Here is a 13,528-nt window from a genome sequence, read left to right on the forward strand (position 1 = left end):
TTCAACCGGAGCCACCATGCCAGTACGACCAGCCACTGTAGCGGTCACCGTGGAACGTTCCAGAAAGTCGCTGTACCCCACGCCACCCTCACCGGCTAAAATCGCCAATCGAGCGTACGTTTAACTAAACACTGCTAATAGGAAATCGAACCCACCGCAACATTAAAGAACCGTGCCACCCGCTCACACTGCGCCTCAATCTGAGTCCGCAACCGCCGCGGAACACTCCGCCACGTCTCGAACGCGAAATCAACTTTGTCGCCGCGCCACCGCGTGGACCAGGTGCCGCCAATCACGCCATCAATGATGACAAAGGGTTTGAGGATACCATTTGCCGTCCATAACTTGGCGGGTGGCACCGCCAACCAGCCTTTGTCTGCATACGCGGTTAGCGTGCCGTCAAAACCACCCACGAGCAAAGCCCGTCCGGTCAAAGTGTCGTCTGGTAACGCTGCTATACTGGCCGCCACGTACAACCCGTCGCCAGGTTCGCCAACCGGCTGCCACTGTGCAGCACACTGTTGCCAGTTGGCCCGAGCCCGACTAGCACCGATACCAGCCCACTTACAAAAGTCCGCGAGCCGCACCGGGCCAAAGCCACGCACAAAGCGGTCCATCAGCTGCCGCATCGCCACGTCAGTGTCCACCGTGGGCGCAGGCATCACCCGTATCTCGGTCTGTAACCCCGTCAACGCAGGATTAAAGGTCACTAAGCCCCGAGCAGCCAAAATCTGCATCACTACGTACCACAAATGGTGGTCACCGTTCGTATCAGCGTGATGCGCTAACAACGACATAGCGTCCTCCTGCGTCATTACCTGGCCGGGATGTAAGTCCACCGCCAACTTGTCGGCCAGACTCATGATGCGAGCCCGCTCACCACGGAAATACGTTTGCGGCAAGCTTTCACCGCGGCGAGCAGCGATAATTAGCTCCCAGTCGTCACGCTGCAACAATTGGTACGTCCACCGCTGCGCCCACGTCCGGACAACCCGGCCACTTTGATAACGTGCCAGCAGGTCAGTGTATGTCACTTTGCGGGTGCGCAAGGCAATCCCCACCTCGGTCTGGCGTTGCTGCTGTGCCTGCATCCCAATGGTCGTTTGGAATACCTGCTCGAGGTCCTCACTAGGGTTAATTAGGCCCTGCTGCTTCATGCGGGCCAAAAATAATTGTTCACGCTCCATTAATGCTTCACCGCCTCCTCAATTACACGCAGTTCGTTTGCCAACTAAGTGTTATTATACACGTCACACGGGCTAATAACTGTATGCCGCCGATAACCATTTCCACAGCAAACAACAGCGCCTGGCGGGGTTAATCTCATCCCCACCAGGCGCTGTCGTCCCTGTGATATTAAACTGTTAATACTTAATTTCGTACTACCAACACGGAAATCTCCGCGTACTTAGCCATGTATGCCGCCTGACTACCAAAGTGGCGGGCAATACCCTTTTTGGCCATCGCGCCAATAATGAGTAGGTCCGGATCCACTTTGGGGATAATTTGCTTGATGATGGTCTCACCTGCATCCCCTTCGCCAATCACCGCGCGCACATTCTTAATTCCAGCCTTTTCGGCTAACTCAACGTACTTGTTCAAGTGCTCGGCCAATTCAGCCCGCTCACCGTGCACGTAATCCTTGGTCAACGCCTGGTACACGTTCATCTCGTCGGATTCCAACACGGACGCAATGATTAGCTCTGCGTCGTCGGCTTTGGCCCGGTGAATCGCGTAACGGAACGCAGCTAAGGCATCCTCCGAATCGTCAACGCCGACCAAAATCTTCTTAAAGTCTTTATCCATGGTTTATGCCTCCTCCGCAACGTCGTGGTGGGCGTCGCCTTGCAGCTGCATCAGCTTCTTGTTGCCGCGGTACAGATCGGCCGTGCACCATGCCAGCAAAGCCAGAACGGCGAAGATGGCAACATAGGCCATAATGTGGGCCATTTGTACCTGGCCCGCAGCCGCGCCATCACCGAGAAATCCGGCAAAGGCGTCAGGCAAACTGATCACGTTCAGCACCGTCAAACCAACTACGGACACCCAGCCACAGACTTTGACCCACAAAGAGTTTTTGAACCGCTGGCCCATTTCTGCGCGGCTGTCCGTCATCATCAGCAGCGGCAACATCGAGAACGGTAAGGCGAACGCCAGGAAGACCTGCGAATTATTCATCAGGTTATTCAGCGCCTCATGCTCATCCACTGCCGGTAGGTTCCGTGTCATCCACACACAAACCAGCACGGGAATTACGGAAATTAGACGGGTCACCAGACGGCGGGCCCATAACGGCATCCGCATGTGGATAAACCCTTCCATAATGACCTGACCGGTTAGGGTCCCAGTAATCGTGGAGTTTTGGCCGGATGCCAGCAAGGCGACGGCAAACAGAATGGACAGGATCCCCGACTTGGCCACGGCAATCAACACCCCGTTACTCAACATCGTGGTATCGGACAGAGCCTTGAACAGACCGAAGAATGATGGGTCCTTCACGGCGCCACTCTTGAAGACTGCGACACCCATAATCAGCAGTAACGAGTTAACCACGAAGGCAAAGGTGAGTTGGATGTTTGAGTCCCACTGGCTAAACCGTACGGCCGTAGCTACTTCTTCGGGATCGTCATGGTTGATTTTCCGCGTTTGTGAAATTGCGGAGTGCAGGTAGAGGTTATGTGGCATCACGGTCGCACCAATAATCCCGAGTGCCCCGCTCAATGGACTCATCCCGTTAACCTTGGGGTGGGAGGCTACCGTGCCCGCGCTTGGTACCAAGCCCTTGATGATGCCACCCCAGTCAGGGTTTGACAATGCAACTTGGTAAACAAAGACCAGTAGGATCACCATAATCAGGCAGACCACGATGGCCTCAATCTTCCGGAAACCGATTTTCGTGAGTAACAATAATAGCAGCACATCAAATACAGTCACGAAAACCGCGATGACTAGCGGAATGTGGAACAACAGGTATAGGGCAATGGCGGCACCAATAACCTCCGCAATATCAGTGGCCATGATGGCAAACTCCGTCATAATCCACAAGATAATCCCCAACGTCTTACTGGTACGGGCGCGAATTGCCTGTGCCAAGTCCATCTGACTAACAATCCCCAGCTTAGCCGCCATGTTTTGTAACAACATAGCGATTAAGCTCGAAATCAAGATAACGGACATCAGCAAGTACTGGAAGTTCTGCCCACCAGTAATACTCGTTGACCAGTTACCTGGGTCCATATAACCCACGGCAACCAGCGCACCTGGCCCAGAATAGGCGAATAACGTTCGCCAAAAGCCTTTGCCTTTCGGTACTTCGACCGTGCCGTTGATTTCCTCCAACGACGGCCCGTTCGCATACTCAATGAGTTTATGCTTGCGGGGTGTTTCTGGTGCATTCTTCATGTTATTCCCCTTTCTGCCGGAGAGAACGCCTGTCACGCTTCCCCGACTGCCACATGCGTGTGGCACCCTCGAATTAATCGAGTAAATTTGAAACCAACATTAGTATACAACCCCAAAATTCATTGTAAAGTATTTTTAGGTATATCTAGAAAAAATCCGCAATTTTGACAACATTGCCCGCAAACGGGCGTTTGTGTGCGTAAGACTGACAAGAAATGTTTTCGGACACACTAGAAACAATGTGACACGTCATTTTATTGACGTCAGTTTCACGTTATTGTGGCATCCTCTGTCTTGATCAAAAACCCGGGTTTCAAGACAAAAAAATACCAACCCCACCAGCAGTGAGATTGGTTCCAGTCTTATGTATCCCTGCACATGTAGGCAAACATCTGCCGTTTAGTGCATCCCCATACCGACCGTCATACCGATAATGACGGCGACAATACCCAGGACGCTACTGCCGAGAAAGTACCACAGCCAGCCCCACCAATCGCGTTTACGCAGTAAAATCATCGCGTCCACCATCATGGTCGAGAAGGTGGTGTAGCCGCCACAAAACCCGGTGAGTAGCACCACCGCCCAGGCCGCTGGCAACATCAACCCCGTAATCACGCCCGCAAGCAACGCGCCCGTCACGTTAATAACCACGGTCGCCAACGGTTGACCCGGCCACCAGACTTTGCCCCACGTGGTGAGGGCATAGCGGGCCACGGCACCCACCCCGGCGCCTACCGCAATTAAAATCACCATTTGTTATACCTCTCGGCCCACGCCGTTGCCACCCAATATCCCAGCATGGCGGCGGCTAAACCACCCACTAGATTAACCACCAGCATCACCGCCACGAACGCGGGCTGGCTTGCAGCATGCGCCACCACGTTTACAAACAAAGTGGAAAAAGTAGTGAACGCCCCCACAAAGCCGGTTCCTAGCGCCAAAATGAGCCAGTCCGGTAGGTCCACATACAACGCTAAACCATACGTGATGAGGGCCAATAAAAAACTGCCAGTCAGGTTAACGGCCGTAGTTCCTAGGAGGTTAGTGCCATCGTGGAACCATAGACCTACGCCGTAGCGGGCAGCACCGCCCAAACAGCCACCACTAAACACCGCGGCCGCATCACGCCAACGCCAGATTGTATTCTGCATATTAACACCCCACGCACAAAGTTTCTGCAAACGCTGTGCATTATAACAAAGCCACCCGTGCTAATACAAACGCCAACCACAGAAAAGCCCCGCCACATTGAGTAGCGGGACTTTCTATGCGAACTGAATATTACCCCACGCTGGGTTGTAGCGCCGGGGTCGCCAACCGCAACTTGAAAAACACGGTACGCTGCCCGGCCTGCATCCCCAGCGCCACCGTCGTGTGCCCACCTGGTAAGGCTAGTAGGCTTACCTGACGCTGGGTCGTGGTGGTCGTGATATCTACGGGCGCAACCGACCCAAACGGCCGCGTGACCTGGATCACCTTTGCCAGCACCTCCTGCCGACTAATCAGTTGCCGGCTCGCCGTCTGCAGGACCTCCTGCCACTCGTTGGCCGCCTGCTGCGAGTAGTCATCATTTCCCTGGCTTGCATAAGCAAAACGGGCCAGCATGACTGGCAACGCGGCGGTCGGCACGCTCTGCGCCGTGTAGACAACACACAAGTTATCAATCAGCGGCTCCATGTACAGTGTGTCCACGGAGTTCGTGCCGTCAATCCAGCCGCGGTATAGCCGCCGTGCCGTGCGGTAGCGGCGCACACCGACGATGCTACTCGCGAGGAGGAGTAACGCAAAGGTGATTAGGACGTACAACCAGCCGCCCAACAAATATGGCTGGTTGGCCAACGCCAGTCCCACCAACAGCAACAATTGTGGTAGGTCAATCCCGCCCTGCTGGTGGAGTGCCACCGCCTGCACCAGCAGTAATGCAGCCGTTCCTGCGGTCATGACGTACAGGGCCGCCACCAATTCGCGGTGCGGTAGCCGCACGGCCCGGCGGAACTTGTGCCAATCACCCAACTCGGCTTTGTACGCATTAATCGTTAATGTATATTCTGCATTCATACCCTATACTCCATGGACACGGGCCCAACCCCCGTAACCTAAATCATGACTAACGTGCCGGTCTCCACTACCTGCTCCTGCACAATAACGCCAGTGAAAACCGAGTTGGTCGCTAAGAAACTAACCGTGGCGCGCGCAAAGGCGGCGTTACAATTCAAGTCGATCATCACGAAGGCGCTCTCCTGACTGATTTGCACCCGACTCGTGACGGTTGCGGCCGTCCCCACGGTCTCCGTCAGTAGCTGGCCCGCCTGGCGTGAATTCCGGGCCCGGACTAAGTAAACACTCGCAGCCGACTTCAACACAAAGTAGTACCGCGGCACCAGCTGCCGCGCAATTGCCTCATGCTCGGCTACCCGCGCGTGAGCTAAGTATGCGTCCACCCGTGCACGGCTACGAGCAACGGTGGCAGAGCGCACCCCCGCGTAGTAATCGACCCCCGTGTACCGCGGGGCCGGAATTCCCGCCGGTTGTAGGGGTATCCCAGCCATCATGCCCACTACCCGTCCAGTAGTAGTATCCGTCCCATAAATCATCTTAATCACCCATCCTCAGCCGCGGTGTGCACAATAAACTCTCCTACGCTTTTACCGTCTTTATACACGCACACAGAACAATTACTGTTACCCGCACGCCGCTTTATTTATATATTCATTCTACGGCCTCGGCGCCACAGCCTCAATGGTTTGAGTCTGTCCATTTTTTCACGTTTTCGCTAATTTGTGAGAATCGGGATGACGGTTGTTATTCAATATACCAACAACACCGCGTTCACGCTACCTTGAAACGCGTAACAAGCGTCACATCGTCCACACAACTTCGTTGATCAATGTACTCATACCGGCGTTTTACGCAAATTCCCGTTGCACTTCCGCAACCCACCTGCCACCAATCACTAACACGGTCGGGACCCACCAGCTACCCCCGGTCACACGCCAACACGGCACACCCATGGCATGATGGTGCCCGTAGCGCTACATAATAAAACACCCGCGGGAGCGCGCCCCGCCGGCTGGAGGTAACAATGAACAAGCAACATGATACGCGCTGTTGGCAGGAGGCCCACGACTTTTTACAAGCACACAAAGGCGTGATTTACCACGCTTTGTACAGGCTAGGAATCAGGCGGCACCGTGGAGACTTCGATGATTGGCTACAAGAGGCCACAATCTTCTACATTAACTACTATTGTTCCTACCAGGACGCACGGGTGACGGTGACGGATATCACCAAATTCAACCGGTTGGCCGGCCACTTTGTCTACCTCAACCTCCTGGATAAGGTCCGCGTTCTACAGCGGCGCGCAGAAATCGCGCCGCTAGTATCCTGCGATTTGCCTAGCGGTTCCCTGCGCGACTTTGCGGCGCCAGGGGACACCCAGCTCGACGCCGAGCGCCATGAGTTTTACGACCAGCTCCTCAGCACCCTCCACGCGCACGAGCGTGACGTCCTGCAGCTCCGGTACCGCGGCCTGAACAACACCGAGGTGGCCGCAACGCTCGGGCTGTCGCGGTACCAGATTATCCGGATCATGCGCAAAGTGCAGAAACAGGCGCTGCTACTCATTAAAACAACGCAGTAGGTAGGGGCAACTATACGTATCAGGCATACACCCCCTAGCAAAGAAGTATTATCTTTTCAGCAGGAGAACGGGCATAATGAAACTAACGGGTTGGCCGGATGAACGTTATATACCGACCATCTTCCAGCAAATATACCCACTTATTTGGAGGCTATTTTCATGAAGGATACGATTTTTATCAAACCAGGTCAGGTCGCCGTCGAGGACGTGGCGATGCCCACCATCCAGGCGGACGACGACGTTATTTTGCGCGTCGTGCGGACGTGTGTCTGTGGGTCCGACCTGTGGAGCTACCGTGGCCTAGACAAAGTTGCGGAGCACTCCCAGAACCCCGGTCACGAAGCTCTAGCGATTGTGGAATCAGTCGGTGATGCCATTACGACGCTGATTCCGGGCGACTTTGTGATTGCTCCATTTACCCACGGTTGTGGTCACTGTGCCGCTTGCCGCGCCGGCTTTGAGGGCGGCTGCTTGAACCACGACGACAACTTCACGATGGGTGCGCAGGCGCAGTACATGCGTTACCAGCACGGTGAGTGGTCGCTGGTCAAGATTCCCGGGAAGCCGGAGGACTACAGCGAAGAAATGCTGAAGTCATTGCTATCCCTGGCCGACGTCATGGCCACCGGTTACCACGCCGCCCGCGTCGCTGAAGTGCAGCGCGGCGATACCGTTGTGGTGGTCGGCGACGGTGCGGTGGGTCTGAGTGGCGTGCTGTCCGCCAAGATGCGCGGCGCCAAGCGGATTATCGCCATGAGTCGGCACGAGGACCGCGCCGCCCTCGCCCGCGACTTTGGGGCCACAGACGTCGTCGCTGAACGCGGGGATGAAGGCATTGCCAAAGTCATGGAACTAACCAACGGCGAAGGCGCCGACGCGGTGTTGGAATGTGTCGGTACCGAGCAGGCCGTCGATACGGCGGTGCGCTGTGGCCGTCCTGGCGCCACCGTCGGCCGTGTGGGTGTGCCGCACAACCCGAAGATGGACATGCAGCCACTGTTCTACCGCAACACGCGGATTGCGGGTGGCCCCGCTTCCGTTACGACGTACGACAAGCAGTTACTGCTAGACGCCGTCCTCAAGGGTGAAATTCACCCGGGTAAGGTCTTCACCAAGACTTTCAAGCTGGACGACATCGACGCCGCCTACCAGGCCATGGACCAGCGGCAGGCAATTAAGTCTTACGTGATTGTAGACTAGTTGTAGAAACGCAGGGAGGAGACCGCTCATAGTTCGCAGCTGCACCAAAACTATGCACATCGACGCCGGCCGGCTTCTGACCGATCGGAGTTATGGTGAGAAGCCGGCCTACAAACGCGGACCACAATGCAGCTCCCTGTGCCTAACACAATAATGCCGATATTCCTAGGTTCGGGAATATCGGCATTATTGCGTTAGTGCTCGGGAGCTAACCGCATTGTGGTCCACTCTCCTCTTTGCGTACATAAACTATCAGAAATAATCATTCACCTGTGGCTCTGCGTCCTGTAACGCCCGGTCTAACCGTTGCGCCGCGTCTAGGTCGCCACTGCCCTCGCCCCTTTGCAGGAGGGTCGTTAAACTCGTGGTGCCCATCATGGCCTTGGTCAGCTGCTGAATCGAGACGCTGATATCCACCGAATCCGTGGTCCGCTCCACGGTCACCTTGCTGTCAGCCCGACTCAAAGACCACGTACCGTTATTCGCTGACAGCGTGTTATCCGTAACCGCAATCCGTACCGGTTCAAAGTCGTGCCGGTACGGATAACGTTGGCTAAAATCAGCCAGGTCAACAATCCGGGCCATCATGTACGGCGTCACCACCGTGACCACGGTATCCGGATTTGCAAACCAATCGCCATGGTAACGACTATCCGCCGACTCGTACCGCAATTGCGCAAAGGTGTTGCCGTGCCGGAACGTAAACGCGGCCAACTGCTCAAAGGCGGCCGTTGTGTTGGTTAACAACTTGTGCACCGTGAGCGTCGTCGCGGACCGCTTGTACACCATGTAGCCCTGCGCCACATCATGGTTGTCGTAGTAAACGGCGGCGTCCCACTGGTTCTTGAGCGTGAGGTAATCCCACCACCAGTCCTCACGCACGAGGCCACCGGACAGTTCCGCCCGCCTTTGCGCGTACAATGGCTTAATCACGGACAAAGCGTCCGCAAGGCTGCTCCGCACAACGCGGCCGGCTGCGGTTTGTGGGCGGTATTGCGGCACGTCACCACGGTTAATGGTGTAGGTCACGTGGTTGAACACCTGTTCATACCCAAAGCGGCGGTAATAACTATACGAGAACGGGGCCAGATACGACAGCGTTACGTGCTGCTCCAGCATGTCTGCCAACGCGGCTTTGATTAGCGTCCCCGCCCCACCGTGTCCGGAAAACTCGGGGGCCGTCATCACGTCGCCAATGCCGTTCATCCGGTAATCGACGCCGTGAAAATCCACCGTGAACGGCAAGCTATACAGCCCAGAGGTCAACGCCCCATCGTGCTGTATGCCGTAAATCCAGGCGTGAGCGTATCGGGCATTGAAGAACTGCCGCCGGGCGTCGGTATCCTGCCCGTTAAACGCGTATAAATACAGTTGGTAAAAGGCTGCGCGGTTGCTCGCCGCGTCTAAACGATAATTCGTCGTCATTTTTTCCTCCTCCAGGCCAACAACAAAACGTCTCTACTGATCCGCTGCGGTTACCTGCTTCTGCTCGTCCGTCAGCATCTGCTTTTCAGCCGCCTTGAGGAACGGGTAGTAGGCCGCGGTTGCGATCACCAACTCAACTGCGGACCAAACAGCGGCGCGCCAATCCCAGTTGGTGGCCATCAGGGGACCAATAATTGGCGGCATGGTCCACGGTACCATCGCGGACGGCGCCGAGACCCAGCCAATGCTCATCAACAGGAAACTCCCGGTTGCCAGCACCAATGGTACCACGATAAACGGAATCATGGTGATGGGATTCATAACCAGTGGGAACCCAAAGATGACGGGTTCGTTGATCTCAAACAGCGCACTCGGAAACGCGAGCCGCCCGAGGTCCCGATACGTCTTTGACTTTGAAAACAGCATCAGTAGCACCAACGTGATTGTCGCGCCGGTACCCCCAACGTTGACAAAGAGGCTGGAGAAACCCATCGCGGTGTTGTACGGCAGTGGTTGGTGGTGCGCCAGCGCCGTCGCGTTCGCGGTCAAGAACTGGAGGAAGATGGGATCCGCGATGCCCTCAAGCGTCATGTCCCCGTGAATCCCGCAGACCCATAGTAGCGAGACCAGCAACGTGTATACCAGAATGCCTGGCAACGTGTTCATCGCGAATAGCAACGGGTGGAAAATGGCTTGTACCACCTGGTTAACGTCGATGCCGAGCGGTACACGGACCGTCCAGAACAATATCAAAATGACAAATCCCGGAATCAAAGCCACAAAGGAGTTCGATACGGCCGGCGGCACACCCGCGGGTAGCTTAATCACAATGTCGCGCTTCTTGAAAAAGTTGAAGATCGACACCGACACGAACGCCGTAATAATGGCAGTAAATAATCCGGACGAAGAAAAATTCGCCGTGTCGAGTGTGAACTTATCGTTAAACGACAACAGGATGAACGCCATCGTGGACAACCCTGCCCCCGAAATTGCGTCGACCCCTAATTCCTGTGACAACTGAAAACCAATCCCGATGACGGCCAGTAGGGAAATAATCCCGAACGACGCGTTCACCGCGACCCCCATCATCCCCACATAGGGTTTGATGAAGTGGGTCCACACCGGTATCGGTATGTTGGCCAGAATCATAAACACGGATCCAGAAATAATTGCGGGCAACGTGAGCACCAGACCATTACGAATCGAAACCAAGTACTTGTTGTTCCCGATTCGCGCCATTGGTGGCATCACGGTTGCCTGCAACCAATCCATAAACTTCTGCATAACTGCACCTCCTCATAAGGTACGCTTTGTTCTGGTCACGTTAACCATGGCCCAAAATAAAGCGCTTACTAGATAACAACACTTATGTTAGAGGTCTAGACCAAATCCGTCAATACATCGATTGCTGCCGATGGTATATACCAATTATACAGAATGATGGGGAGTTCAGCCTTACACGTATCGTGGGGTGGACAGCCAATTCGGCCAAAAAAATTTTGCTAGTTAGATAAAAATGTCCCGCAAGCACAGCCTGCGGGGCATATCTGTTAGCCAATTGAATTGTCTATTTCTTTGCTGTCCTCGTCACTAAAAGCACTGGGACTGGTCCGCAAAAAACGGCGCGTATAGTTCAGCAGCAAAAGCGCGGCAAAGGCGATAAAGAAGCCTATCAGTACCCACAAGTCCGTGCTCGGCCAATCACTCATCATGATGGTATGCCGCAAAGCGTCAACCGTGTAGCTGATGGGTAGGTATGGGTGTAGTCTTTCGAAGAACGTGCCGCTCAAAACGATCGGGTACGTTCCGGCCGAACTGGATAGCTGCAAGACCAGTAGTACCATGGCCACAAAGGATCCTAACTGCTTCAGCGCGAGGTTGAGCCAGGTAACCATGTTCATCAGGACTAACGCCGTCAGGACAATGACTAACCAGGTTGCGAAACCCTGCTCCGGCTTTAAACCTGCAATGGTGCGCAGGAATAGATACTCCAGTGTCCCACCCAGGACGGCCACGCCGTTGATAATGACCGACTTGCTGGCCCACCATTGCACACCATTTTTAGGCTTAGTGTGCGGGCTGACCGTGTCATACATCAGGTTGACCGCTAGCGCGAGCACGTAAAGAGCCACCCCCGCCATGTATGGTGCCATAGCCGTCCCGTTGTTCGGGACGGAATCGCGTTCGTACGCCTTTACGGTCGTCGGGCTAGTCAACATCTTGGTAGTGGCCTGCGTGACCTTCAGCTTCGGTACCGCGCTGGCACCGGCGTTCAGCTTCTTGGCTAAGGTTTGACTACCAGTGCTCAGACTGGCAGTCCCACTTTGTAGCTGGTTACTGCCGGAAACGAGTTGGCTCCCACCAGCCGCTAAAGTGCTGGCACCGGTTGCCAACTGACCAGCCCCCGTGCTTAACGTTTGGCCCTTGCTACTCAGGACGGCCAAACCAGAATTCAGGTTGGTCGCTCCCGCCAAAAGTTTCCCGGAACCGTTAGCCAGCTGCGTACTACCCGCCACTAGCTGTGTACTACCGGCACTGAGCTCCGCCGCACCATTCGCAATCTGCGTGGTGCCGGCGGTTAACCGGTCGGCACCCGTCGTGAGCTGGTCGAGCGCGGTACTAAGCTTGGACGATTGATCAGCCGACCCACTCAGGGTGGTCAGCGCCGACTGCAGCTGTGTCAGCAGGGGCTGCACGCTCGCCGACTGCTTGGCTGCCGTAGCACTATACGCACTTGTGGCTGCCGTCTGCAGCTGTGCGGTTTGGTCAGCGTTCAAGTTAAGTTGTGCAGCAGTCGCCGCCACGTTGCTCTTAGTTTGATCAATGGCTGCGCTCTGAGCCTGGCCCTCGGCGTTGAGGGTCTGGGCGGTCGCCTGCAACAATGTGGCCAACTGCTGACTAGCAGCACCAGTATTGCTGGCAGCCAAAGTCTGGGCAAACTGCTTGAGCTGCGCGCTAAACGCTGCGGACTGTGAAGCTAAAGTTTGGCTACCCGACTGCAAAGTTGCCAGGTTAGCACTGAGTTTCTGCGCCCCACTGCCCACACTTTGTGCACCACTCGCACTTTGCGCCAAGCCACCCGCCAGCGTCTGACTACCCGCGCTGGCAGAATGCACGCCAGCAACATATTCTGCACTACCACTAGCTAACTGACCCGCACTCGTTGCCAACCGCTGCTCGCCGTCAGCAGAAGTCTGCAGGCCACTGGTTAACTGCTGGCTACCCGATTGGAGTGTGGCACTACCCTTAGCCAGCTTTCCAGCACCGGTACTTGCCGTGGCCATCCCCCGCCCAACTTTGTTCAGCCCGGCCGCGAGGGTCTTAGTGTAGGCCGCGTTCAGTTGACCGTTCAATTGTCGCTGCATGTTGCTGGCAGCCGTAGTGGCGATTTTACCGGCAAAAAAGTTATGGCCGGAGCTGGTTTCGAGATGAAGCTGGAGCTGCCGGGGATGCCGGGAAAACACCGTGGTTGCGTTCTTGGAAAAGTTGGCGGGAATGGTGTAAACACCGTAATACTTGCCCTGCTTCAACCCCTGGTGCGCTTTACGCGCCGACACCACCTCAAAATCCAGACTTTTACTATCCTTGAGTGTAGACGCCAAGTTATGGCCGAGCGTTAGCTTTTGACCGTTCATCGTCGCGGACTGATCGTGGTTCACTATGGCCACGGGGAGGTCCCCCGTCTTGCCGTACGGGTCCCACATTGATTTCAGAAAGGTGACCGCATATATTGATGGAATTAGCGCAATAATGATGAGTGCAACCAACAATAGGCGGTGGCTAGTAATGTACTTTAATTCAGCCTTCAGCATGCTAATACTTCCTCTCATTACCCCAAATCTTGGTTGATGAAAACGAGTC

At 55.3% G+C, this 13,528-nt stretch carries 12 protein-coding genes; 2 read left to right on the forward strand and 10 right to left on the reverse strand.

The window, feature by feature from the left end; translation table 11 throughout:
• Positions 1–134: 134 nt before the first annotated feature.
• From LPA02S_RS01900 to LPA02S_RS01930, 7 genes are all read right to left on the reverse strand, one after another.
• Complete coding sequence (locus tag LPA02S_RS01900) at positions 135–1,187, reverse strand: DNA glycosylase AlkZ-like family protein (protein WP_054649349.1); 1,053 nt, start codon at positions 1,185–1,187, stop codon at positions 135–137.
• Between the two features lie 184 nt (positions 1,188–1,371).
• The gene (locus tag LPA02S_RS01905) at positions 1,372–1,806 is read right to left on the reverse strand and encodes a universal stress protein (RefSeq protein ID WP_054649347.1); all 435 of its coding nucleotides are present in this window, start codon (positions 1,804–1,806) and stop codon (positions 1,372–1,374) included.
• Between the two features lie 3 nt (positions 1,807–1,809).
• Positions 1,810–3,402, reverse strand: a complete 1,593-nt coding sequence (locus LPA02S_RS01910; RefSeq protein WP_056956641.1) for an Nramp family divalent metal transporter — start codon at positions 3,400–3,402, stop codon at positions 1,810–1,812.
• 399 nt (positions 3,403–3,801) lie between these two features.
• Positions 3,802–4,155 carry a fluoride efflux transporter FluC gene (locus LPA02S_RS01915; protein WP_054649345.1) on the reverse strand — a complete coding sequence of 118 codons (354 nt, stop codon included), beginning with the start codon at positions 4,153–4,155 and terminating at the stop codon, positions 3,802–3,804.
• A complete protein-coding gene (locus LPA02S_RS01920) occupies positions 4,149–4,553 on the reverse strand; it encodes a fluoride efflux transporter FluC (RefSeq protein ID WP_056956642.1) in 405 nt (134 codons plus the stop codon). Before LPA02S_RS01920 ends, LPA02S_RS01915 begins: the two co-directional genes overlap by 7 nt.
• Before the next feature lie 130 nt (positions 4,554–4,683).
• A complete protein-coding gene (locus LPA02S_RS01925) occupies positions 4,684–5,460 on the reverse strand; it encodes a hypothetical protein (protein WP_056956643.1) in 777 nt (258 codons plus the stop codon).
• A 38-nt stretch (positions 5,461–5,498) separates the two neighbouring features.
• A complete protein-coding gene (locus LPA02S_RS01930; protein WP_054649341.1) occupies positions 5,499–5,996 on the reverse strand; it encodes a hypothetical protein in 498 nt (165 codons plus the stop codon).
• Positions 5,997–6,484: 488 nt separating this feature from the next.
• On the opposite strand from LPA02S_RS01930, the gene LPA02S_RS01935 reads away from it, so the two are divergent.
• A complete protein-coding gene (locus tag LPA02S_RS01935; RefSeq protein ID WP_054649339.1) occupies positions 6,485–7,042 on the forward strand; it encodes a sigma-70 RNA polymerase sigma factor region 4 domain-containing protein in 558 nt (185 codons plus the stop codon).
• A 159-nt stretch (positions 7,043–7,201) separates the two neighbouring features.
• The gene (locus LPA02S_RS01940; protein ID WP_056956644.1) at positions 7,202–8,242 is read left to right on the forward strand and encodes a zinc-binding dehydrogenase; all 1,041 of its coding nucleotides are present in this window, start codon (positions 7,202–7,204) and stop codon (positions 8,240–8,242) included.
• 252 nt (positions 8,243–8,494) lie between these two features.
• Here the strand turns inward: LPA02S_RS01940 and LPA02S_RS01945 are convergent, their stop codons facing one another.
• The 3 genes from LPA02S_RS01945 to LPA02S_RS01955 all read right to left on the reverse strand — a co-directional run bounded on the left by LPA02S_RS01945 (position 8,495) and on the right by LPA02S_RS01955 (position 13,479).
• Positions 8,495–9,667 (reverse strand): GNAT family N-acetyltransferase, encoded by a 1,173-nt coding sequence (locus LPA02S_RS01945; RefSeq protein WP_054649337.1) that lies wholly within the window; start codon positions 9,665–9,667, stop codon positions 8,495–8,497.
• Positions 9,668–9,700: 33 nt separating this feature from the next.
• Entirely contained in the window at positions 9,701–10,951 is a 1,251-nt protein-coding gene (locus tag LPA02S_RS01950) for a PTS sugar transporter subunit IIC (RefSeq protein ID WP_056956645.1), read from the reverse strand.
• A 266-nt stretch (positions 10,952–11,217) separates the two neighbouring features.
• Positions 11,218–13,479, reverse strand: a complete 2,262-nt coding sequence (locus tag LPA02S_RS01955; RefSeq protein WP_056956646.1) for a YhgE/Pip family protein — start codon at positions 13,477–13,479, stop codon at positions 11,218–11,220.
• Between the last annotated feature and the right edge of the window lie 49 nt (positions 13,480–13,528).

It is taken from the genome of Lacticaseibacillus pantheris DSM 15945 = JCM 12539 = NBRC 106106 (assembly GCF_001591865.1).
GTDB lineage: Bacteria > Bacillota > Bacilli > Lactobacillales > Lactobacillaceae > Lacticaseibacillus > Lacticaseibacillus pantheris.

What these genes read in the sequence shown, in the direction of transcription:
- LPA02S_RS01915 (WP_054649345.1), bottom strand. Translation starts at nt 4,155, where the DNA reads ATGGTGATTTTAATTGCGGTAGGCGCCGGGGTGGGTGCCGTGGCCCGC.
- LPA02S_RS01905 (WP_054649347.1), bottom strand. Translation starts at nt 1,806, where the DNA reads ATGGATAAAGACTTTAAGAAGATTTTGGTCGGCGTTGACGATTCGGAG.
- LPA02S_RS01930 (WP_054649341.1), bottom strand. Translation starts at nt 5,996, where the DNA reads ATGATTTATGGGACGGATACTACTACTGGACGGGTAGTGGGCATGATG.
- LPA02S_RS01925 (WP_056956643.1), bottom strand. Translation starts at nt 5,460, where the DNA reads ATGAATGCAGAATATACATTAACGATTAATGCGTACAAAGCCGAGTTG.
- LPA02S_RS01935 (WP_054649339.1), top strand. Translation starts at nt 6,485, where the DNA reads ATGAACAAGCAACATGATACGCGCTGTTGGCAGGAGGCCCACGACTTT.
- LPA02S_RS01920 (WP_056956642.1), bottom strand. Translation starts at nt 4,553, where the DNA reads ATGCAGAATACAATCTGGCGTTGGCGTGATGCGGCCGCGGTGTTTAGT.
- LPA02S_RS01900 (WP_054649349.1), bottom strand. Translation starts at nt 1,187, where the DNA reads ATGGAGCGTGAACAATTATTTTTGGCCCGCATGAAGCAGCAGGGCCTA.
- LPA02S_RS01940 (WP_056956644.1), top strand. Translation starts at nt 7,202, where the DNA reads ATGAAGGATACGATTTTTATCAAACCAGGTCAGGTCGCCGTCGAGGAC.
- LPA02S_RS01950 (WP_056956645.1), bottom strand. Translation starts at nt 10,951, where the DNA reads ATGCAGAAGTTTATGGATTGGTTGCAGGCAACCGTGATGCCACCAATG.
- LPA02S_RS01945 (WP_054649337.1), bottom strand. Translation starts at nt 9,667, where the DNA reads ATGACGACGAATTATCGTTTAGACGCGGCGAGCAACCGCGCAGCCTTT.
- LPA02S_RS01955 (WP_056956646.1), bottom strand. Translation starts at nt 13,479, where the DNA reads ATGCTGAAGGCTGAATTAAAGTACATTACTAGCCACCGCCTATTGTTG.
- LPA02S_RS01910 (WP_056956641.1), bottom strand. Translation starts at nt 3,402, where the DNA reads ATGAAGAATGCACCAGAAACACCCCGCAAGCATAAACTCATTGAGTAT.